Annotated in this window: 18 protein-coding genes, 3 pseudogenes and 1 riboswitch; of the genes and pseudogenes, 12 read left to right on the top strand and 9 right to left on the bottom strand. The window is 39.7% G+C overall.

The window, feature by feature from the left end:
• Positions 1–11 precede the first annotated feature (11 nt).
• Positions 12–2,657 (bottom strand): DNA mismatch repair protein MutS, encoded by a 2,646-nt coding sequence (gene mutS / locus F985_RS15895; RefSeq protein ID WP_004702633.1) that lies wholly within the window; start codon positions 2,655–2,657, stop codon positions 12–14.
• Between the two features lie 356 nt (positions 2,658–3,013).
• The gene (locus tag F985_RS15890; protein WP_004702631.1) at positions 3,014–3,925 is read right to left on the bottom strand and encodes a LysR family transcriptional regulator; all 912 of its coding nucleotides are present in this window, start codon (positions 3,923–3,925) and stop codon (positions 3,014–3,016) included.
• Between the two features lie 102 nt (positions 3,926–4,027).
• On the opposite strand from F985_RS15890, the gene F985_RS15885 reads away from it, so the two are divergent.
• The 11 genes and pseudogenes from F985_RS15885 to F985_RS15840 all read left to right on the top strand — a co-directional run bounded on the left by F985_RS15885 (position 4,028) and on the right by F985_RS15840 (position 13,803).
• Complete coding sequence (locus tag F985_RS15885; protein ID WP_004702630.1) at positions 4,028–5,218, top strand: MFS transporter; 1,191 nt, start codon at positions 4,028–4,030, stop codon at positions 5,216–5,218.
• Between the two features lie 219 nt (positions 5,219–5,437).
• Positions 5,438–6,373, top strand: a complete 936-nt coding sequence (gene dmeF, locus F985_RS15880) for a CDF family Co(II)/Ni(II) efflux transporter DmeF (RefSeq protein ID WP_004702629.1) — start codon at positions 5,438–5,440, stop codon at positions 6,371–6,373.
• 102 nt (positions 6,374–6,475) lie between these two features.
• A riboswitch (yybP-ykoY riboswitch) is annotated at positions 6,476–6,588 on the top strand.
• An 11-nt stretch (positions 6,589–6,599) separates the two neighbouring features.
• On the top strand, positions 6,600–7,679 hold the full coding sequence (locus F985_RS15875) for a sodium:calcium antiporter (protein WP_228128572.1): 1,080 nt from the start codon (positions 6,600–6,602) through the stop codon (positions 7,677–7,679).
• 345 nt (positions 7,680–8,024) lie between these two features.
• Positions 8,025–9,231 (top strand): annotated as a pseudogene (locus tag F985_RS0104525) (EAL domain-containing protein); the annotation flags it as partial.
• Positions 9,232–9,313: 82 nt separating this feature from the next.
• Positions 9,314–9,742, top strand: coding sequence for an IS66-like element accessory protein TnpA (tnpA, locus tag F985_RS15870; RefSeq protein ID WP_000364662.1), 429 nt, complete (start codon positions 9,314–9,316; stop codon positions 9,740–9,742).
• Entirely contained in the window at positions 9,739–10,074 is a 336-nt protein-coding gene (tnpB, locus tag F985_RS15865) for an IS66 family insertion sequence element accessory protein TnpB (RefSeq protein WP_000618090.1), read from the top strand. The genes tnpA and tnpB overlap by 4 nt, the downstream gene beginning before the upstream one ends.
• A 74-nt stretch (positions 10,075–10,148) precedes the next feature.
• Complete coding sequence (locus F985_RS15860) at positions 10,149–11,795, top strand: IS66-like element ISAba17 family transposase (protein WP_001094416.1); 1,647 nt, start codon at positions 10,149–10,151, stop codon at positions 11,793–11,795.
• 35 nt (positions 11,796–11,830) lie between these two features.
• Positions 11,831–12,019 (top strand): annotated as a pseudogene (locus F985_RS15855) (EAL domain-containing protein); the annotation flags it as partial.
• Positions 12,020–12,081: 62 nt separating this feature from the next.
• Positions 12,082–12,276: a hypothetical protein gene (locus F985_RS15850; RefSeq protein WP_004702621.1), complete on the top strand. Its 195-nt coding sequence runs from the start codon at positions 12,082–12,084 to the stop codon at positions 12,274–12,276.
• Positions 12,277–12,489: 213 nt separating this feature from the next.
• Complete coding sequence (locus tag F985_RS15845) at positions 12,490–13,422, top strand: LpxL/LpxP family acyltransferase (protein ID WP_004702619.1); 933 nt, start codon at positions 12,490–12,492, stop codon at positions 13,420–13,422.
• A 144-nt stretch (positions 13,423–13,566) separates the two neighbouring features.
• Positions 13,567–13,803 (top strand): hypothetical protein, encoded by a 237-nt coding sequence (locus tag F985_RS15840; RefSeq protein ID WP_004702617.1) that lies wholly within the window; start codon positions 13,567–13,569, stop codon positions 13,801–13,803.
• A 103-nt stretch (positions 13,804–13,906) separates the two neighbouring features.
• On the opposite strand, the pseudogene F985_RS0104520 reads toward F985_RS15840, so the two are convergent.
• From F985_RS0104520 to F985_RS15810, 7 genes and pseudogenes are all read right to left on the bottom strand, one after another.
• A pseudogene (locus F985_RS0104520) lies at positions 13,907–15,262 on the bottom strand (dihydroorotase).
• On the bottom strand, positions 15,252–15,812 hold the full coding sequence (locus tag F985_RS15835; RefSeq protein ID WP_004702612.1) for a gamma carbonic anhydrase family protein: 561 nt from the start codon (positions 15,810–15,812) through the stop codon (positions 15,252–15,254). Before F985_RS15835 ends, F985_RS0104520 begins: the two are co-directional and overlap by 11 nt.
• A gap of 129 nt (positions 15,813–15,941) precedes the next feature.
• The gene (folE2, locus tag F985_RS15830; protein ID WP_004702611.1) at positions 15,942–16,844 is read right to left on the bottom strand and encodes a GTP cyclohydrolase FolE2; all 903 of its coding nucleotides are present in this window, start codon (positions 16,842–16,844) and stop codon (positions 15,942–15,944) included.
• 152 nt (positions 16,845–16,996) lie between these two features.
• Positions 16,997–17,221, bottom strand: a complete 225-nt coding sequence (locus F985_RS15825) for a helix-turn-helix domain-containing protein (RefSeq protein ID WP_049065792.1) — start codon at positions 17,219–17,221, stop codon at positions 16,997–16,999.
• A gap of 139 nt (positions 17,222–17,360) precedes the next feature.
• Complete coding sequence (cydB, locus tag F985_RS15820) at positions 17,361–18,365, bottom strand: cytochrome d ubiquinol oxidase subunit II (RefSeq protein ID WP_004702606.1); 1,005 nt, start codon at positions 18,363–18,365, stop codon at positions 17,361–17,363.
• The gene (locus F985_RS15815) at positions 18,362–19,795 is read right to left on the bottom strand and encodes a cytochrome ubiquinol oxidase subunit I (RefSeq protein ID WP_004702604.1); all 1,434 of its coding nucleotides are present in this window, start codon (positions 19,793–19,795) and stop codon (positions 18,362–18,364) included. Before F985_RS15815 ends, cydB begins: the two co-directional genes overlap by 4 nt.
• Positions 19,796–19,941: 146 nt before the next feature.
• Complete coding sequence (locus F985_RS15810) at positions 19,942–20,400, bottom strand: DUF2946 family protein (protein WP_004702602.1); 459 nt, start codon at positions 20,398–20,400, stop codon at positions 19,942–19,944.
• A gap of 222 nt (positions 20,401–20,622) precedes the next feature.
• Here F985_RS15810 and F985_RS15805 point away from each other — a divergent pair, with 222 nt between their 5' ends.
• Positions 20,623–21,114: a DUF2946 family protein gene (locus tag F985_RS15805; protein WP_004702600.1), complete on the top strand. Its 492-nt coding sequence runs from the start codon at positions 20,623–20,625 to the stop codon at positions 21,112–21,114.
• The last annotated feature ends 70 nt before the right edge of the window (positions 21,115–21,184 follow it).

The raw sequence follows: 21,184 nt of genomic DNA, 5'->3' as shown, positions 1-21,184 counted from the left end.
TCAATCAATGATTATGATTTAAGTGCAGCTTTTAGTTCATAAAGTTGTTCAAGTGCTTGGCGAGGTGTCAAGTTATCGACTTCAATTTGCTTAAGCAAATCTAGGGCAGGTGAAGGCACTTCAATTTCAATCACTTTCTCTATGACTTGCGTACTTGATTTAGCATTTGAATCTAAAGTTGCAAACAAATCATCTTGAACACTAGTTTGTAAGTGTTGCTGTTGTTGCTTCTCTAAAATGCGTAAACGTTTTTGAGCTTCTTTAATGACATTAGCAGGAATACCAGCTAATTTCGCAACTTGTAAACCATGACTTTGACTTGCAGGGCCTTGTTGAACTTTATGCAATAAAATCAGATTGCCATTTAACTCTTGTGCCGTCACATGATAGTTATCGATACCTGCTTCACTACCTAACTCAGTCAATTCGAAATAGTGCGTGGCAAATAGACATAAGCATTTTACGCGCTTGGTTAAATCAACCACACAGGCCCATGCCAAAGAGAGTCCATCGTAGGTACTGGTACCACGGCCAACTTCATCCATTAACACTAAAGACTGATTAGTTGCATGGTGCAAGATTTGTGAAGTTTCAGTCATCTCGACCATAAATGTTGATTTACCTGTCGACAAATCATCGGCTGAACCAATACGTGTGAAAATACGGTCAATTGGGCCAAGCTTGGCAGCTCGCGCAGGAACATAACTACCGCAGTAAGCGAGTAAACTGATTAATGCAGTTTGACGCATAAAGGTAGATTTACCACCCATGTTCGGGCCAGTAATAATTGCCATGCGGTGCTGAGCATCAAGGAAAGTGTCATTTGGTGTAAATGGTGCTTTGTTTAATGCTTCAACAACAGGATGACGACCACCTTGAATCTTAATGCCGGTTTCTGGGGTAAATTCAGGTCGCGCCCAATTGTTTAAACGTGCTTGATAAGCAAAGTTTGCGATTACATCAATGTGAGCAATTGCCGAACTCATCATTTGTAGGTGAGCAATATTTTCACGGAGGTTTTCAAGTAAAGCTTCAAATAACGCTTTTTCACGTGCTAATGCACGAGACTCACTTGATAAAACTTTATCTTCAAAGCTTTTTAGCTCAGGTGTGATGTAACGCTCTGCATTCTTTAAAGTTTGACGGCGAATATAGTCGGCAGGGGCTTGCTCAGCTTGAGCACGCGTAAGTTCAATATAGTAGCCGCTTACACGGTTATAGCCAATTTTTAAGGTGTTAATGCCAGTACGTTCACGCTCTTTTATTTCTAAATCAATCAGGAATTGACCTGCATGATCACGAATTTTACGAAGTTCATCGAGTTCTGCATCATAACCTTCTGCAATTACATTGCCATCACGAAGTAATACAGGTGGGTTTTCAACAATGGCTGCCATCAAGTGTTGATGAAGCGATTTAAAGTCACCAAGTTCTTGATCGAGTTGAATTAATAACTTGGATTTTTTTGATTGAATAACAGGCGCTAAAGCATTTCTTAAAAATGGGATTTGCGCGCAAGCATGACGAAGCTGAACTAAATCGCGTGGTCGAGCACTACCCAGCGCAACACGGCTAAGAACACGTTCGATATCGCCAATTTCTTTAAGCACTAAACGAACTGGAGTTTCGTGATAGCCTTGAATGAGTTGTTCAATTGCATCTAAGCGGGCATCGAGTAACGCCGTATCACGAACAGGTTGCATGAGTGTACGGCTGAGTAAACGTCCACCCATTGCAGTTTGGCAGTCATTTACCAGTTGGAATAATGACGTACCATGTTCAAACAAAGGTTCAATAATTTCTAAATTACGGCGTGTAATTGGATCAAGCGCAATAAAGTCTGTGCTTTGTTCTAAAAGAATAGAACGAATATGCGGTAACGCCGTTTTCTGAGTTTCTTTAGCGTAGTGAATCAGAGCCGCTGCGGCAGCCTTAGCTAACGGTAATGTATCGAGTCCAAAACCAGAAAGCGTCGATACAGAGAACTGGTCACATAAGGTTTTTTGTGCGTTATTTAAATTGAAGTCTACATTTGGACGCTTGGTTACAGGGCAATCTAAATGCTTTTTAATTTGTTCAATAATATTCGGATCAACCAGATCTTCATCAATCAAAATTTCACTTGGCATGAGGCGAGCAAGTTCAATTGGAAGTTGTTCAGGTTTGTAGTCTTGTTGCTGAACTTTAAAAATACCTGCGCTTAAGTCGAGCAAAGCAAAACCGATTTGATTTTGATGAATACATAACGCAACAAGGTTAGACGACTGATAGCTTGTGAGTAGTGCGTCGTCGGTTAATGTACCGGGTGTAAGAATACGAACAACTTTACGCTCAACAGGGCCTTTACCAGTGACTTCACCCACTTGTTCGCAAATGGCTACTGTGCGACCTGCTTTGACAAGGCGAGCAAGATAACCTTCGGCTGAATGGTAAGGAACACCTGCCATTGGAATCGGGTTGCCGTTTGCTTTACCGCGATGGGTTAGGGTAATTCCTAAAAGTTTGGCTGCTAAGTGTGCGTCTTCAAAGAAAAGTTCATAAAAGTCGCCCATACGATAAAACAGCAACGCATGTTGATAATCTTTTTTGACCTTGAGATATTGCTGCATCATTGGAGTGTGGTTAGAGAGATCGGCCATGATTTCAGCGCTATTCATGCGTAATAAACCCTTAAAAAAAGCAATAATATTTTACGGTTGGTCATCTAACCAATTCTAATAACTTCTGTGTGAATTGGACTTAATCTAAGAAAAAAGTATACCTTTTCATGTACCTTTTTTATGTCAAAATTGAGTCAACAGTGTGTAAGAGCTTAACTTAATTTCTCACGGTTGCCATCTTAACAAATTGAGACTGATTCGCAAAAAGGATTCCTAAAATGAGCGAGGAAATAAGCAACAAAAAGAAAGCGACCTGAGCAGTTTGAGTAGAAGACAGGGTGACGATTGACAGTCCTTATAAAACTGACATAGGTAAATATGCCGATTTCAGAATGCATGTGCAATGACAGATTTTATAAGGATACATGCCCCAATTTCTGCTGTATGAAATCTATAAGCGCTCTTGTTTTAGCAGGCAAATAGCGGCGATCTGAATAAAGTGCAAACAATTGCAGTGGCGCTACTGCTTGTTCAAACTCAATCTCGATCAGGCGACCGTCACTAATATAAGGTTGGCAAGCGTGTTTCGATAAAATTGCAAATCCGATACCTGCTACAGCAGCTTGGCCCGCCATTTCTCCGCTGTTCACCCGATAGTGTCCTTTAACCTTGATGGTCTCGAACTCACCCTTTTTATTAACAAATTGCCAAGGAGCACCTTTGAGTGCACTGACTGTTGTAATACAAGGTAATTCTTCAAATTGCTGGATATGAGTAGGGGTGCCATAACGCTGAATGAGAGATGGGGCTGCCACAATGGTGCAAGGGATAGTCACCAGATGACGAGCGATGTAGTCACTGTTATCCATTTGACCGCGGCTAATAATAATAGCTAAATCCAGATCATCTCGCAGAGACTCAAAACCCGACAAATTTGTGACACAGCTTATTTGTAGTTCGGGATACTGGCAGGCGAATTCTGCAATAACAGAACCTAGCAATGCAGGGCCTATTTCATTGGGAATACAGATTCGTAAAGGACCTTTGAGCTGCATTTGCCGCAACGTTAACTCTGTCTCTGTTTGCTCAAGCGCTTCAAGTAATGGCTTTGCTCTGGTATAGAGTAGCTGCCCCGCCTGAGTGACTTTCATATGTCGGGTGCTGCGCTCAATGAGCTGAAGATCGAGTTTTTCTTCTAACTGAGAAATACAGCGACTCACGTTTGATGTTGGCATTTCAAGGAGTTTCGATGCACCCACAAAACTTTCTTTTTCGACCACAGCAATGAACACTTTCAGGGTATTAAAATCCAGAGCCGGACGCATCAATTATCCCATATTTGATAATAATAAATGCAATTTTTACCATATAATCAATATAATTGATAGCAGTTAAACTCGGACATCTTTTATCTATAGGTTACTGCGATGTCCCTAGCCAAACAGACGTTTAATCATAAAGCCCTCATGTGGATAGCCACTGTCATTGCTTTCGTCCAGTTCACGAATGCACTGGAATATATGGTGTTTAATCCTATTTTTGTTTTTATGGCGACAGATTTCGCAGTGCCAGTATCATTCTCAGGTTATGTTTCAGGGATGTATACGCTTGGCGCCGTTCTTTCAGGAATTATTGCTTTTTACTGGATTGATCATTTCAATAAAAAGCGGTTTTTAATTATCAATATGGCGCTGTTAGGTCTACTAACACTTTTAACTACCTGCACATCTAGTTTTAGTCTTCTACTTGCACTCCGATTTTGTGCAGGGTTGGTCGGCGGTACCACCATGGGAGTGGGTATCAGTATATTAATAAACAACGCACCGCCTAATTTACGGGGGAAAATGTTAGCGACGGTGATTGCATCATTTTCAATAGTAAGTATTGTCGGAATGCCCACCATATTATTTCTATGCACTCACTATGGTTGGCATGTGGCTTTGTGGCTCATAAGTGCATTGTGTGTGTTGGCATTGCCACTTATTGTATCGTTTATACCCAAAGACCAAGTCTCTTTAGATACGTTTCGTGCGCCACCTTTAGATGCAGATACTCTACTGTTCGCTTCTGCTAATGCGCTCGTACAGTTTAGCCCTATGCTGGTTATTCCTATTTTGGCACCCTTAATGATTCAACAGTTGAGCGCTTCGCAAGATCTACTGCCTTGGCTATTTTTTAGCGGGGGCGTGATGGGCTATTTATCTACAAAAATTACAGGGGCGTTAACTTCCCGTTTTTCTGCTTTACTACTGGCTACAGCTTCGACTCTAGTCTTTATCGTAAGTTTGCTTATACCAATGCTTGGCTATCAGCATGCAGCGTTATTTATTAGTTTATTTCTCGGTGCATCTTATAGTCGTTTGGTGTCATCTTCAGTGGTTACGATGCAGTTTCCTAACGATCGACAACGAGCTGGATTTTCTTCATTACAGACATCCATCATGTATTTGCTGACAACGGTTGCATTTTTCTTATCTGCCTTTTTATTACCTGCTCATGGCATGACGCCACAAAGTGTAAATACGTTACTGGCGGTATGTGCAATTTCAGCAGCAGGGTTCCCAATATTGGTTATTATTTTGCAAAAGAAGCTGGCTAAACGTGTGCCCATAAGCTAATTCTAAAGTCACTATTTTTCCGTACATTAAAATAGTGACGATTAAAAAAATTGGCCTCTGGCTCATTACCCATTTTCTTGAAATTACATTTAGGCGTTCTGGTACATGAGCCTTGAAGGTCAAATACTTATTAAAATTTTCCTTGGCTCAATAGCGAGACAATATATTTCCTTCCAAAAAATATATACTATGAGGGAGTATTAATAAAAGACCATAAATATGGAAATTAACAGCAATTTAGAACGTTACCACTCTCATCAGTTCGATGAAGGAAACCCGCTTGCTCAAAAGAAAATTTTGATCGCAACGATTTTAACTGCCGTGATGATGGTTTTTGAAATTGTGGGTGGATGGATCTTTAACTCAATGGCTCTTTTAGCTGATGGCTGGCACATGAGTTCACATATGGTTGCTCTAGGGTTGGCCTATGTCGCTTACAAAATGGCTCGCCGTTATGCTCATGACAAACGCTTTAGTTTCGGAACTTGGAAAATCGAAATTTTAGGTGGATATAGCAGTGCAATCATATTAATGGTCGTTGCACTGTTAATGGGATTTCAATCTATTGAGCGATTACTCCATCCTGTTGATATTCATTATAATGAAGCGATTTCTATTGCTGTTGCGGGGTTGGCAGTCAATTTAATTTGTGCGTGGTTATTACACGATAATCATGAACACCACCACCATCACGACCATGAGCATAGTCACCACCATCATCATGATCACCATCACGATTTAAACCATAAAGCTGCGTTTCTACATGTGGTTGCCGATGCCGTAACGTCTGTATTAGCCATAGCCGCACTTATAGCGGGTAAATATTTTGGATGGAATTTTTTAGATGCTTTATTGGGTATTGTAGGGGCGATACTTGTTGCACAGTGGTCATGGGGGCTTTTGCGTGACACAGGAAAAACGTTACTAGATGCTGAAATGTCACATCCAGTAGTCGCTGAAATACAAGAAGTGATTGAGCAATTATCACAAGTGAAAATTACAGATTTACATGTATGGAAAGTCGGTAAAGGAAAATTTTCATGCATTTTGGCTTTAGAAACAGACCGAACAGATTTAACACCCGATTCAGTTAAAAAGGCGCTGTCTATTCATGAAGAAATTGTACATGCCAGTGTAGAAATACATTTTATTTAGTCAATAAAGAGAGCTTTAAAACATACTGTGAATTTTTAAAGCTCTTGATCATTTTGTTAGACCATTTTTGTAGAGTTACTTTTCAATCACTGGTAAACTTCACCTATTGTCATTGGGGAGTAGCCATTCCTAGTACCCAACTAGGAAGACCACGTCAACAAACTTGAGATCAGTATCTCATGGCGTGTTCAGCCACTGTATACACAGTGTGAGCTAGGCGAGACCTTTGGCCGCAACGTACTTTGCTAGTCGGGCGAGGAGCGTTGTCGCGCCAATGGTTTCTTATTCGCCCGGCTGGACTATTCCTATGCTCCTCACGTTCATCTTATTCTTTTTGTCCGCCGCGGCAATTTACCTAGCCTGTGAATATTTCGTCAATGGAATTGAATGGTTTGGTAAGCGTCTTAATCTTGGTGCAACAGCAGTAGGTTCGGTACTCGCAGCTTTTGGTACAGCGCTACCTGAAAGTGCGGTGACCTTTATGGCCGTCGTATTTGGTGATACCCCAGAACAAAAAGACCTTGGTGTTGGAGCTGCAATGGGTGGCCCATTGGTTTTAGCGACTTTGGGTTACGCCGTAGTCGGTCTGGTATTAATGCTTCATCGCAAAAAATTAGCTCGAACTTCGCATAAAGTTCAAGTTGATTATGCTCGTTTAAGCCGAGATCAAGTCTCGTTCCTTGCTATCTTTGTTTTAAAAGTAGCGCTTGGTTTAGTCGCATTTGCCATTAAACCTTGGTTAGGCATTCTATTTTTAGCGGCTTATGCAGCTTATGTTTGGCGTGAGATTAAGGAAGCTGATACATCTTCCGATGAAGAAGACCTTGAACCGCTCAAGTTCCGTCCAAACACAGCCGAACCGTCACTAGGGTGGGCTGGCCTACAAGTATTGGCAGCTTTAGTTGTAATTAGTGTTGCGTCGCATACTTTTGTTGCTCAGCTTGAAGCGATTGGTACAGCGCTAAGTTGGCCGCCACATTTGGTTGCTTTATTACTGAGTCCAGTTGCTACCGAATTACCTGAGATTATGAATGCGCTGATTTGGGTACGCCAAGGTAAAGAGCGTTTGGCTTTAGCGAATATTTCGGGTGCCATGATGATTCAGGCCACCATACCAAGTGCATTAGGTATTTTCTTTACGCCGTGGCGCTTTGATACCTTGTTGTTAGCTTCTGGCATTATTACCGCATTAGCGATTGTGTTTCTGTGGAGTTTATTCCGCCGTGGCACAGTCGATGACCGATCATTGGTTGCAGTAAGTGCGCTGTATGGTGTTTTCGCAATTTTAGTTGTGATTTATCTCTGATAAATATTAACGCGCTGGACATGTGCCAGCGCGTTTCAGTCGTTGTATTTGCTATTGATTAGATAATCTTAAGAAACGATGAGCTAATAACCTTGTAAAATCGGTAAATAATTAACCAATTGTCTTATTTTTCATAACTTATGCCCTGTACCTTAGTAGCAGAGGCTTGTACCCTGAGTGAATCATAATTTAAACTTATGGGGTCTTTGAAAAGTCCTCTTTTTTGACTAAATTTATTAAACAAATGAACTTTATTTTGTGTAATAAAATACTTTCTAAACGCATAAAAGATAAATAAAAACTTTATAGAAAATTAAGTTTGATTGTTAAATTCTGAAATAGAGCATGAAGGGCAATGTTACTGCTTTTGTTATATTTATGGTTGATTTACCTATGATAGCTTCGTCTTACTTAAAAAAATGTAAAAATAATTACCACAACATAAAAGACCAGCAGCTTACCATCGCAGCTAAAGCAAATATCTTTATTTGTATTATTTTTTGCCTGTTCTGGACCATATATTTCGCATTTTCAAAAATGTGGATCATTGTTTATATGGATATCGTTTTTACACTGCTTTCCATTTTTAGTTTTTTTCTCATTTATATAAATCGAATTTCAGCGGGTATTCTTTTATCTCAAGCTGTTCTACTGGTTTTTCCAGTCGTTTTTTGCGTATTTTTTGATATAGCGACTACTCATCATCCTCAAGTTGCTCATTTGTTTTTGCCTGCTGGGGCAATATTAGGATACTTAAACTACCGCAGAAATCCGAGTTTCTTACAACTCGTTTTAATTTTACTATCAATCGCATGCTTTATATTTTTTAGTGGCAGCTCTTTTACTTTAGAGCATGCTATACCGCTATCGGAAAATACTCGGAGTCATGGTCGATGGATTGCAATTTGCGTCGCCACGCTCATGATTTGTATATCCATCTATACCATGCAATTAGAAATACAAATAGAAGATTCCATGGCGAAAGACTTACGTCTAGCACTCGGAAAAGAGCAATTTGAATTGTTTTATCAACCTCAAGTCAATGCTTCTGAAAAGTTAATTGGTGCCGAGGCTTTACTCAGATGGCATCATCCTGTTTTGGGTTCTGTTCCCACACAAGATTTTATTCCTGCGGCACAAACTTTAGGACTAATGCCTGAAATAGGTACATGGGTTTTAGCTCAAGCCTGCAAAGTTTTACAAGATTGGAGTAAACAAGAACAGACTAAAGATTTGACACTTTCAATCAATATTAGTGCTGATCATTTCATGCAAGCTAACTTTGAGGAAACTGTAATTTGCATGATTCATAGATATGACATAAATCCATCTCGGCTTATCTTGGAAATTACTGAAAATATTGCTTTGAACAATTGTGTGAGCATGATTGAAAAAAATGAATTCCTTATCAGAAAGAGGAGTTCAGCTTTCTCTTGATGACTTCGGGACAGGTTATTCATCTTTAAGTTATTTGCAAAAAATGCAAATTAGACAAATCAAAATTGATCGTAGCTTTGTACAGGCAGCGTTGGATGATAAACGCAGTTATAAATGTAAGCGTCCGCTGAACCCCACTTTTTCTAACTCATTAATACCGCGATAGTGTCCACTTAAATTTAAGTGGACACCTATTTATGGATTTAAAGACAGTTATAGACAGTGCACCAACGCTAAAAAAGCCCCGTCGAACCTTCACAGCTGAATTTAAACATCAACTTATTCAGCAATGCCAGCAGCCAGATACATCAGTGGCCAAGGTAGCAATGCAACATCAGATCAATGCCAATCTGCTACATAAATGGATTCGTCAGTCCAGATCAATGCCCCCTGCATTAAAAACCCCATCCATTCCACAGACTGACTTTCTTCCGGTCATTCTTCACCCGACTCCAGTCAAACAAGAAGCACCTCTACCACCTGTGCCAGAGAAGAAAGCTGTCGCTCATATCAGGATTCCATTACATGAGGCACCAAGTTCCGCAAGGGATCAGATGATCGAGATCGACTGGCCGGTGGAGTCAGTAACTGAATTACTGTTGCTGATCCAGGGTTTGACTCAATGATTCGTATTGATGAGATCTGGTTGTCTACCCAGCCGATGGACATGCGTGCAGGGATGGATACAGCCATGGCTCAGGTGCTGAGAGCCTTTGGCTACATCAAACCGCATTGCGCTTACCTGTTCTGTAATAAGCGTGGCCATCGTATGAAAGTGCTGGTGCATGATGGACTGGGTATCTGGCTGTGTGCCCGGCGGCTGGAACAGGGGAAATTCCACTGGGCTAAAGTTCACCAGGGTGAAAGTATGGCGATCAGCCCGGAGCAGTTACAGGCACTGATCCAGGGTTTGCCCTGGCAAAGAATCGGACTGCAGCAAGTGGTAACAATGCTCTAAACCAGGCTCATCCATTCTGCTATTCTCCAAACGTTCTATTTCCTCTGCATCATGACCTCAGGCATACTGCGGTCATGAATACGCTGCCTGATTTAAGCCAACTGACCCATGAACAACTGCTGGAATTTACCAGACAGTTGGCGATGCAGCATCAGTCTCTGGCACAATCTAAACAACAACTGGAACAATCAAATCAGCAATTAGATGCCAGAGTTCAACATCTTGAAGTCACCAATCAGCAATTAGATTCTAAAGTTCAACATCTTTCTATTCTCAATCAAAAATACGAGCATGAGCTTGCACTATTTAAACAGCATAAATTCGGCAGTAAAAACGAACATCTAACCGCAAAACAAATCCATCTCTGGGATGAAGCGGTTGAAGAAGATATTGCAGCGGTTGATCTGGAACTGGAACGACTGAATGCAGATAAAACCAATGCAGCTGCACAGAAAGCCCCAGTCAACAAACCTAAACGTCGGCTGTTGCCAGATCATCTACACACCCTCCGTATTGAGCATGAACCTGAATCAACACAATGCAGTTGTGGCTGTACCTTGCGTCGTATCGGTGAAGATGTCAGTGAAAAACTGAATTTCAGACCGGCACAGTTCTATAAGGAACAGCATGTGCGTGGTAAATGGGTCTGTGATCAGTGTGACACTCTGACTCAGCAAGCGATGCCAGCCTATGTGATTGATAAAGGCATTGCTTCACCTGAATTGCTTAGCCATGTGCTGGTGTCAAAGTATGCCGATCATTTGCCTTTGTACCGTCAACGTCAAATCTTTCTACGCGCAGGTGTTGATCTGTCTAGATCAACGTTATCTGACTGGATTGGCCGCTGTGGGGTGGAACTGGAACCTCTGGCCAATGCCTTAAAACAGGTGGTACTGCAACAGCAGGTGATCCATGCAGATGAAACACCGGTGACGGTCATGCAGATGGGTGAAAATGAGAAAAAGCCCAAAAAAGGTTATGTCTGGGCCTATGCCAGCACACAGTACAATCCAGTTCAGGCAGTGATCTATGACTTTCAAGATAGCCGTTCTGGCCAGCATGCTGAAGACTTCCTGAAAGGCTGGCAGGGTCATTTGGTCTGTGATGATTACAGTGGTTATAAAGCACGCTTTAGATCAGGTCAGGTCATTGAGGTGGGCTGCATGGCACATGCACGTCGTAAATTCCATGAACTACATGTGACCAAGAAAAGTCAGGTCGCTGAACAGGCATTAGTGCTGATTCAGAAATTATATGCGATAGAAGCAGAATTAAGAAAAAAGACGGATGGTACAGCGGAAGACCGCTGCGAATACCGACAACAGCATAGTCAACCGGTCATGCAACAACTATATGAATGGCTCAACCAACATCAGCTGACGGTGCCATCGAGTTCTCCAACCGCCCGGGCGATCAATTACAGCCTAAAACGTTGGACTGCTTTAAGCCGCTATCTGGATGATGGCAATCTACCCATTGACAATAATTGGATAGAGAACCAAATGCGTCCCTGGGCCTTGGGGCGTAAGAACTGGCTATTTGCAGGTTCGCTGCGCAGTGGTCAACGAGCTGCCAATATCATGACTTTAATCCAGTCAGCAAAGCTGAATGGCTTGGATCCGTATGCCTATTTAAGTGATGTGCTGAAAAGGTTGCCAACACATAAAGTGCCCCAAATAGAAGAATTACTACCTCACCGCTGGAAACCTGAACCCCGTTAAAACTTGGCGATGGCGTTCAGCGGATGCTTACTTATAAATTAGTCTCGGGTATTGTTAAAATTGGTCTAGATTTAAACCTTCGAGTGTTAGTAGAGGGAATAGAAACGGCCGAACAATTTTATGCTTTTAAAAATAATGGTTGTATTGAGTTTCAAGGTTATTTATGGGGCGTTCCAATGCCGTTAAATGACTTTATTAAACAGTTGCCAACTTTTAATAAATAAGTAAAACAGATCTAAATTTTGTTCTATAGTGGTGACATCTCATAAAATAATAGAACATTGTTATGCCAAGAGAATATAAATATTACCAAGTAGGTTCAACACATTATAATCTTGAACAAGTTGTTAAATTTACAACCAGTTCTGATTTAAGTTCTGTTCTTGTTCGATTCGCAGATGGCTCAGACGTAGAGTTTACTTTTGAAAATGAAGATGAATATTCAGAATTTCTGCAAGTCATACGAGGTGTGGATTTCTAATTTTTATCTATCATTTAAAAACCAATTTAGATAACTAAAATAATATAAGTAATTGTTAAATATTATATAATTTTAAAAGCAAACATGGCGGGTTGTCATCATGCTATATAAATTTTTCTAATAAATTAATCTACATATTAAGACACACTTTGCAAACGGATGTAGATTCGGGCTGTGTTAGGATGAGAACCTATACCTCTAGATATTTACAGTATGACGAAATCTGAACCGCAGTATCAATCTGGGCAGTTTCAATTTTCCTTTCTATCATTAAAATATTGGGGTATCTGGTTCACAGCTTTTATTCTCATGTTTCTTGCCTACTTGCCTTGGGCAATCCAGTGGCGTTTAGCAAAGGTTTTCTCAAAAATTGCTTGGATATTATTAGCTTCGAGAAGGAAAACAACATTAAGAAACTTACAAGCTTGTTTCCCTGAAAAAACACCTGAGCAAATTGAAGCCAAAGCAAAACTAGTCTTTAAAGATACCATGATAGGGATATTTGAAGCCTTAAACGCTTGGTATTGTCCTGAATGGTTTAAAAAAAGAGTTCGTATAGAAGGCTTGGAACATCTAGAACAGAATCGGGATAAGGGTGTCTTGTTGTTAGGCACACATAGTACTTTACTAGATGCTGGTGGCGCTGCGTGTACCTTATTTTTTGATATGGATGTGGTGTATAGACCGCAAAATAATCCTTTTATGGATTTTCTCATTCATCGTAGTCGCGCTCGGGTTTATAAAAACCAAATTGCGAAAGACAACATGCGTAGCTTAATTTCGAAACTGAAAAATGGTCATGCAATCTGGTATAGCCCTGATCAGGACTTTGGTTTGAAGCAAGGTGTGATGGCATCGTTTTTTGGAATACAGGCGGCAACAGTAACAGCCCACCGTAGACTTATGGATATTTCAAATGCTGTTGCAATACCGCTATATTTTTATAGAAGTGGAGATATTCGAAACCCTCAATACAATGTGCTCGTCGAACCTAAACTTGAAAACTTTCCAAGTGAATGCGAAGTAAATGATGCTGAACGCGTCAATAAAATTATTGAGAACCAAATTCGAATCGCCCCAACACAATACATGTGGTTCCATAGACGGTTTAAAACTCGTCCGATTGGTGAAGCAAAATTCTACTGATAGATTTTGCTTTCATTATCTAAGATTGAGTTGCTTGTTATCTTTGCTTAGTAGCTTACACTCTAGTACAGATCATCACTTGTAACTAGCTACCGACTTATGTCTTACTTTAAATTCCAGTACTACAATAAAAAGGAATTTTGTATGAAGTACATTAAGTATATTTTCGCTGCATTGGTCATTGCGCTTTCAGCTCCGACCTTTGCACAAGACCATGGTTATCGCGAATCACATCATGGTTATGGTCATGCTTATCACGGTATGCATCATGGTAAAGCTTATGCCTATCATGGCAATCACCATGGTAAAGGGTACTATCATAATAAAGCACATCGTGAACGTGGTTTTGAACGACATCATGACAGACGTGGTCATTGGTAATTCAATGAACTACAAAAAATCCCGCAATATTTTGCGGGTTTTTTATGGTTTAATTTGAACAAGTTATAGCATCTAATTTAATTATTTTTAAATTTCACTTGAGTTATCTGTCTATGTCCAATGCTTTACCTCGACAACTTAAAAATAACTGATTTTGATGCCAAGCCAACTGTCCTGAAACAATAGTTGTATCAACTTCATAGCGAAAGCTTTTGTTTTGAAATGGAGTCCAGTTACATCGCATATAGTTTTTTTGATCTTTAACAGTAATAGCTTCTTTATTTTCTTTAAGCAGAACCAAATCTGCCCAGTAGCCTTCGCGTATATATCCTCGATCTTTGAGTTTAAATAAATCAGTGACTTGGTGTGATGTTTTCTTCACCATTGTTTCTATACTTATTTTTTTATCTGCCACAAGTTCCATGAGTGCTGGAACAGCATGTTGAACCAACGGAAGGCCAGATGGTGCTTTTAAATAGGATTGTAGTTTTTCCTCCCATGTATGTGGTGCGTGATCTGTACCAATAATATCTAAGCGATTAGTTTGAGCGATGGCAGTGATAAGTGCATCTTTGTCTTGTTGAGTTTTAATGGCTGGATTACATTTAATTAAATGGCTAAGCGCAGCATAGTCTGATTCATCAAAAGTAAGGTGATGAATACATACTTCCGCAGAAATGTGCTTTAAATTTAAGGGCAAATCTTTAAACAAACATAATTCTTTGGCTGTACTAATATGTAAAACATGCAGTTGAGTTCCATATTTTTCTGCTAAAGAGACAGCTAAACGTGAACTCTCAAAACAGGCTTGTTTATCCCGAATTTTAGGGTGCATATGTGCTGGAATGTTTGCACCATATTTCTCAAAATATAATTTTTCTCTTTCTTTAATGCGCGGTGTATATTCGCAGTGCGTTAAAAGAATGGTTGGGACATTGGCAAATAAACGTTCAAGCACTTGTGGGTCATCTACCAACATATTGCCAGTAGAGGCGCCCATAAAAACTTTTACACCGCTGATGAGCTTGGGATTAAGCTGTTCAACAATATCTAAATTTGCAGAACTTACTCCAAAATGGAAGGCATAATTTGCCATGCTATATTGCGCAACAATTTACTTTTTTTGTATTAAGGCATCTAAAGATAGGGTTGGTGGATTTGTGTTGGGCATATCCATATAACTGGTAATTCCACCAATGACTGCTGCCATAGATTCCGAAGCAATACTGCCTTTATGGGTTGAGCCTGGATCTCTAAAATGGACTTGATCATCGATCATTCCGGGAATTAACCAGTTTCCGTTAGCGTGAATTGTTTTAGCGTTAACAACATGAGGAATGCTTGGCGCAATTTTTTCGATTCGTCCATCTTGAATAAGTACATCTACACATTGCTGTTTTCCCTCATTTACTACATTGGCATCTCGAATAATAATTTTAGAATAGGGTTTAAAACTCATTGTGTAATGCCTTATAGCCTTTAACCAACTCAATGTTTGTTGAGACAACACTCTCTGAAAATTCACTGATAGAGATATCAACCGGAGGGTACTGTGCTAAGTCAGTTTTAGGGTTGATGTAGCTCATTGCAGGAACATAAAAATGGTTCGGTAAATCACGTCCGTCGACGACTGCGTTATGGCGAATAGCGCTGTAATTACCGACCTTGCAGTTAAATATGACGCTGTTGAAACCCACGAAAACATGGTGACCAATTTCACAAGGCCCATGAATAATTGAACGATGAGCAATTGATGTACTTTCACCAATCACAACTGATGCACCAGCTTTGGAGTGAATCACAACACCATCTTGGATATTGGAATTTGCGCCAATAATAATAGGTTCCATTTCTCCATTTTCGTCGGTTTCATCTGCACGAATTACGGCATAAGGGCCAATAAATACATTGGCATGAACAATGACCTTGCCACAAATAATAGCGGTTTGATCGACATAGGCTGATTGATCAATAACAGGGAGATGGCCAGATGGGTTTTTACGTAGCATGGGATTACCGTTGATATCAGTTTATTTAAGTTGAGATGGCGAGAGGCGTAAGCTGAAATTATTTAATTCATGAGAAACACAGGTTTTTTCAACCCAATAACGCATAGTGTCGGTTGCTTATAGAATGTCCTACCACTGCCAAGACCCTTGAGCCACAGCATCATGTGCATGCAGGCTTTCTGCATGAGTCACTCTAAATTTGAAACCATGAATATATTTGTGATGTATAAATGAGCCATAAAGTCGTCTTAATGCATCTTCGCAAAACATTAAATTTTGACCGTTGGCAACCGCAAATGCTTGTTCGTCAACCCGTTTTACAGCAGTTTGTACGGGTGTCATTAAGGCTAGTTCAGCTTGGTTTATAAACGCGATGAGTGGAATGTCGTGAAAGTCTTGGTTTAATTTAAATTGAAGGAGGGCAAAGCTTCTTTGGCTATGTGGCGTTGCTGCAATTGCATCTGTGGTATTTAACCAGCTCATAATGTCTTGTGGATCAAGCCGAATTTCTTGGTTTTGTAAGGCAGACTCAAACCGTTGTTGAATAATGTTTCTTGAAAGTGCAGCAGAACATGGACAGGTTGAAGAATAGGGAATCTCGACTTTTAATTCTGCCTCGAATTGATCATTAAAGAGTTGGCATGACAAAACAAAAGGATAACTTTTCCACCCTGAAAGCTTGCTGACTAATGCTGGTCGTTCGATATAAAGGCTACTGTGAATTTCAATTTTTGCATGCTGCGATAAATTTTGATGGCTGTCTAAAAAGTCTTCTAAGACTAATTTTAGATCGAGCATATTAATATTTTCGAGGGATGTTAACTCTAAAAGACGTGTATATAGACGTGACATGTGGATGCCCTTTGCTAAGGGATCATCTAAACTGACATAAGCATTGACGTGACTTGAGCATAAAGTATTTTCAATACGGACTGGCAAGGCGATGTTTTCCATACCGACCCAATCAAGGCGGTAACTATAAGCATTTGGTAAAGTTGGCTCGGCAGAGATATCTGGGAGAACAAGATTCATTTATTAAGAACTTAAATTATGAAATTAATGTTATGTTATAACATAACATTAATAGCTGGCAAGTTTGCTAGATGGCTTAAGTACCTTGATAAATTTTAATTAAGTAAAAAAATAAAGTAGAAAAGACCATGCTTGTGCATGGTCTTTTCTTGTTAAGTCAGATTTTTCAAAACAAATTCGGGTGATTTAATAAATAGCCGAATAAGTGCTTGAGACGGTTTAGAAGGGTGCCTAATTCCTCTTTCCCAACTTTCTAAAGTGCGTATTGATATTCCTAGCTTACTTGCAAGTTGAGCTTGTGAAATTTTCATTTGGCGCCGTGCTCTGATAATTTCATAGCCAAACTCTTGCTCGTCCATTTGCATGATGGAGGGCATATCCACTGTGTGATCCTCCTTTAATAAGCAAGCTGCAAAAGTAATCTAAAGAACATTGCAATAGTGAGTAGACTTAAGAAACCAGCAACCCAGAGTAAAATAAACCATTGGAATTTAGATAATTTCATGTCATTTACTCTTAGTGGTAACCTTCATCACCTACACGTACTTTATCCCTAAACACCCAATAAGCCATAATGGTATAGATGATGATAATAGGGATAAGTATGAGCGCGCCTATAAGCGCAAACAATTGACTATTGGCAGGCGCTGCGGCTTCCCAAATTGTAATTGATGGCGGAATAACGTATGGAAAAATGCTAATCAGAAAACCTGTATAGGCCAAAAATACTAAAGCCAAGGTATATAAGAAGGGCATTGATTCTTGCTGTTTTTGACAGGCTTTAATGGTGAGATAAGTAAAAACTACGACCAGAATAGGTACCGGACTAAAGTAAAGAAGCTGATGCGCATTGAACCAACGTGCTGCAATAACTGGATGAGCTAATGGGGTATAAACACTCACAGCAATAAAAACTAACAATAGCGTCATAATTAGTTTTGGCATTAAGCGATACATACTCGTTTGTAATTGCATTTCAGTTTTCATAATCAGCCAACCGCAGCCGAGTGCTGCATATACAATGATTACGCCGAACCCTGTAAAAACTGAAAAAGGCGTTAACCAATCTAATCCGCCGCCTGCATAGCGACCATCAATAACATGGATACCTTGAATATACGCACCAAGAATGACGCCTTGTAAGAAACTTGATAAAACAGAACCTCCAATAAAAGCAGCATCCCATAAGTATTTGGTTCGATTCGCCTTAAATCTGAACTCAAAAGCGACACCGCGAAAAATTAGAGCGATCACCATGAGAATAATAGGTAAATATAAAGCAGATAAAACTGCTGAATAAACCATCGGAAATGCCGCAAACAAACCAGCACCGCCAAGTACCATCCATGTTTCATTACCGTCCCAGACAGGTGCAACGGTATTCATCATTACATCGCGTTCCTGCTGGTCTTTGATAAAAGGAAACAAGATTCCAATGCCTAGATCAAAACCATCAAGTACAACATATATAAATACGCCAATTGCAATAATGACAATCCAGATCAAAGATAAATCAATCATGAAGATGCTCCTTGTCCTTGATCGTCAATATGTTCATCAGTTGCACTTAGCGGGCGCATTGGTGTTTTAAAGTGTCCAACACCGCCAACTTCATTAACTTGGCTATAAATGAACTCAGGCCCTTTATTGATCAATTTCAGCATGTAATAAATGCCGATTCCAAATACGATGCAATAAACCAAAACAAAAATAATGAGCGTGAGTCCGACTTGTTCGGCCGATACGGGAGATAATGCATCTTTAGTTCGCATGACCCCATAAACAACCCAAGGTTGACGTCCAACTTCTGTAGTAAACCAACCTGCAAGTAAAGCAATAAAACCTGACGGGCCCATAACTAAAGCGAAGCGATGAAACCATTTACTCTCATAAAGCTTGCCAGTTTTTCTTAGCCATAATCCTGTAAGTGCCAAAAGCAGCATAAGCATGCCAAGCCCGACCATAATTCGAAAACTCCAAAATACTACAGTCGAATTCGGACGATCTTCTGGTGCAAAATCTTTCAAACCTTTTACGCTACCATCTTTGGAGTGAGTAAGAATTAAGCTTCCAAGATTTGGAATTGAAACCGCATACTTAGTGCGTTCTTCTTGCATATCTGGAATACCAAATAAGTACAGTGGCATTCCCTCGTTATGATTGGTTTCCCAATGACCTTCCATTGCTGCAAGTTTTGCTGGTTGATGTTCTAAAGTATTTAAACCGTGTGCATCACCGACAAAGATTTGTACTGGCGCTAAAATTAAAATTAGCCAAAGAGCCATAGAAAATGACTTTTTTATTAACTCGTCACGGCGACCTTTAATTAAATGCCAAGCTGCGGTACCTGCTACAAGTAAAGCTGCAACCATAAAAGCTGCGATTGCCATATGCGCAAGTCGATAAGGGAAGGAAGGGTTAAATACAATTGCAAACCAGTCTTGTGGAACTATTATGCCATTCTCAATTGAGAACCCTTGAGGGGTTTGCATCCAGCTATTTGAAGATAAAATCCAGAACATTGAAATACAGGTACCTATCGCAACCATAAGCGTTGCGAAGAAGTGAGCTTTTTTACCCACACGTCCCCAGCCAAACAGCATAATTCCTAAGAAACCAGCTTCCAAGAAAAAAGCACTAAGAACTTCATAGGTGAGTAAAGGGCCTGTAACTCCACCTGCAAATCGTGAAAATTCGCTCCAGTTGGTTCCAAATTGATAGCTCATGACCACACCAGAGACAACGCCCATTCCAAATGCAACCGCGAAGATTTTGACCCAATACTTAAAGAGATCTTTATAGATAGCGTCATTAGTACGCAGCCAACGCCATTCTAAAACAGCAAGGAAGCTTGCAAGACCAATCGAGATTGCAGGGAAAATAATATGAAATGAAACGGTAAATGCGAATTGGATTCGAGCCAATTCAAGTGCTGTTAAACCTAGAGTCATAGGAGCACCTCAAATTTTATTTGATTTGCTAAAACGACAGTTGTAGTTATCTCTACTCGTTTAAGAGCATGATTTTGAAAAGAAAGCATTACTATAATCTCTTGAAAAATATAATTTTTTCAAAACATAAAGTTTTGAGTATCAAGTTAGACTGATAGTAATAAAGGTGGGGCGCGGCCTTGGGGAATAAGAAAGAGCTGTTGAAGCTTAAAGAAAACATGAAAAAAGTTTTCTAGAAAAGCAAGAAACCGAACCTGAATTCTGACTAGAATTTGTTTTAAATCCAGATCTGGCAAAGGCAACACGTGACTGTAAACAACACAGTACTGACATTGATGACCTGCATCATGATGATGTGTCGTATTTTGCTTCGCTTCAGCTTTGGTGACGAAAGAAGAGGTCATATCATGCATTTGATGATGAGATAAATCATCATGATGCATTGAATGGTGAGAATGCTGCTCTGGAGAGTGATTGAGTTGAAGTGCTTGGGCAATAGTCTCACATACTGGAGAAACTTGATATTTCTCTGGTAGTAATGGCTGTAAGAAAACAGCGATTTGTAACAAGATTGCTGCTAAACCTAGCAATCTGCCTAAAACCATTGACACCCAAATAATCACTTTATGGAAATCAGTTGCGCAACACTATAACAAAAAATCTGACTTCTTAAAGGCATAAATAGATTTTTTTATAAAACTTTGATTTTTCCTATTTTATAAGTTTAATTAGCCACAATTGGTAATCGAGTGAATAGAGATAAATATATCTAACAATAATTAAAAAAATCTTTATAATCTGCCTGTTTCATTTTTTGTACATTGCGTATGTTGAATCATCGGACTGCTTGTATTTTTTTAGCCATCTTTGCATGGCTAATGCAGCTTTCTGTTTTTATTACGCCTATTCTTGTAAAACATCCTGAGCTAAATTTCGGTATTTGTGAACAGTTGGCCAGTGTAAGTGTAATGCCATCAATTTCTAGTCATCAAGCACATGAAATGCATCATACACAGGCTTCAGTGAAGCATACAGTACATGTACAAAGTGAAGAGCATTCAAAGCTTATCAAGCATATAAAAGCCTCTGATACTTCTGCTAATGATCAGCATGCTAATAGCTTATCGTGTAAATTCTGTTTACTTCTTGGACATCAATTTAATCCAGTATTACTGAGTTGTTTACTCATTTTACTGAGTATTTTGCTTTGTGAACCCGTTCGAGTTGCTCTAACAGCATATTTCTTTAAGTTACATCAAAAACTCTATTTCTATTTGTTCCAGAATAGAGCTCCCCCCCAAATTCAGTTCGCGATTTAATTTTATACAACTTGTATGAAATTGATCTAATTCATTATTTTTCCTTATTTGAGTCTATTGAGTCGTATAA

This window comes from Acinetobacter seifertii, assembly GCF_000368065.1.
In the GTDB taxonomy this organism is placed as follows: domain Bacteria; phylum Pseudomonadota; class Gammaproteobacteria; order Pseudomonadales; family Moraxellaceae; genus Acinetobacter; species Acinetobacter seifertii.
This window is presented reverse-complemented; position numbering and strand designations above follow the sequence as displayed.

What these genes read in the sequence shown, in the direction of transcription:
- tnpB (WP_000618090.1), top strand. Translation starts at nt 9,739, where the DNA reads ATGATTCGTATTGATGAGATCTGGTTGTCTACCCAGCCGATGGACATG.
- tnpA (WP_000364662.1), top strand. Translation starts at nt 9,314, where the DNA reads ATGGATTTAAAGACAGTTATAGACAGTGCACCAACGCTAAAAAAGCCC.
- cydB (WP_004702606.1), bottom strand. Translation starts at nt 18,365, where the DNA reads ATGATTGATTTATCTTTGATCTGGATTGTCATTATTGCAATTGGCGTA.
- F985_RS15815 (WP_004702604.1), bottom strand. Translation starts at nt 19,795, where the DNA reads ATGACTCTAGGTTTAACAGCACTTGAATTGGCTCGAATCCAATTCGCA.
- folE2 (WP_004702611.1), bottom strand. Translation starts at nt 16,844, where the DNA reads ATGAATCTTGTTCTCCCAGATATCTCTGCCGAGCCAACTTTACCAAAT.
- F985_RS15860 (WP_001094416.1), top strand. Translation starts at nt 10,149, where the DNA reads ATGAATACGCTGCCTGATTTAAGCCAACTGACCCATGAACAACTGCTG.
- F985_RS15805 (WP_004702600.1), top strand. Translation starts at nt 20,623, where the DNA reads ATGTTGAATCATCGGACTGCTTGTATTTTTTTAGCCATCTTTGCATGG.
- F985_RS15845 (WP_004702619.1), top strand. Translation starts at nt 12,490, where the DNA reads ATGACGAAATCTGAACCGCAGTATCAATCTGGGCAGTTTCAATTTTCC.
- F985_RS15850 (WP_004702621.1), top strand. Translation starts at nt 12,082, where the DNA reads ATGCCAAGAGAATATAAATATTACCAAGTAGGTTCAACACATTATAAT.
- mutS (WP_004702633.1), bottom strand. Translation starts at nt 2,657, where the DNA reads ATGAATAGCGCTGAAATCATGGCCGATCTCTCTAACCACACTCCAATG.
- F985_RS15835 (WP_004702612.1), bottom strand. Translation starts at nt 15,812, where the DNA reads ATGCTACGTAAAAACCCATCTGGCCATCTCCCTGTTATTGATCAATCA.
- F985_RS15885 (WP_004702630.1), top strand. Translation starts at nt 4,028, where the DNA reads ATGTCCCTAGCCAAACAGACGTTTAATCATAAAGCCCTCATGTGGATA.
- F985_RS15825 (WP_049065792.1), bottom strand. Translation starts at nt 17,221, where the DNA reads ATGCCCTCCATCATGCAAATGGACGAGCAAGAGTTTGGCTATGAAATT.
- F985_RS15890 (WP_004702631.1), bottom strand. Translation starts at nt 3,925, where the DNA reads ATGCGTCCGGCTCTGGATTTTAATACCCTGAAAGTGTTCATTGCTGTG.
- dmeF (WP_004702629.1), top strand. Translation starts at nt 5,438, where the DNA reads ATGGAAATTAACAGCAATTTAGAACGTTACCACTCTCATCAGTTCGAT.
- F985_RS15810 (WP_004702602.1), bottom strand. Translation starts at nt 20,400, where the DNA reads ATGGTTTTAGGCAGATTGCTAGGTTTAGCAGCAATCTTGTTACAAATC.
- F985_RS15840 (WP_004702617.1), top strand. Translation starts at nt 13,567, where the DNA reads ATGAAGTACATTAAGTATATTTTCGCTGCATTGGTCATTGCGCTTTCA.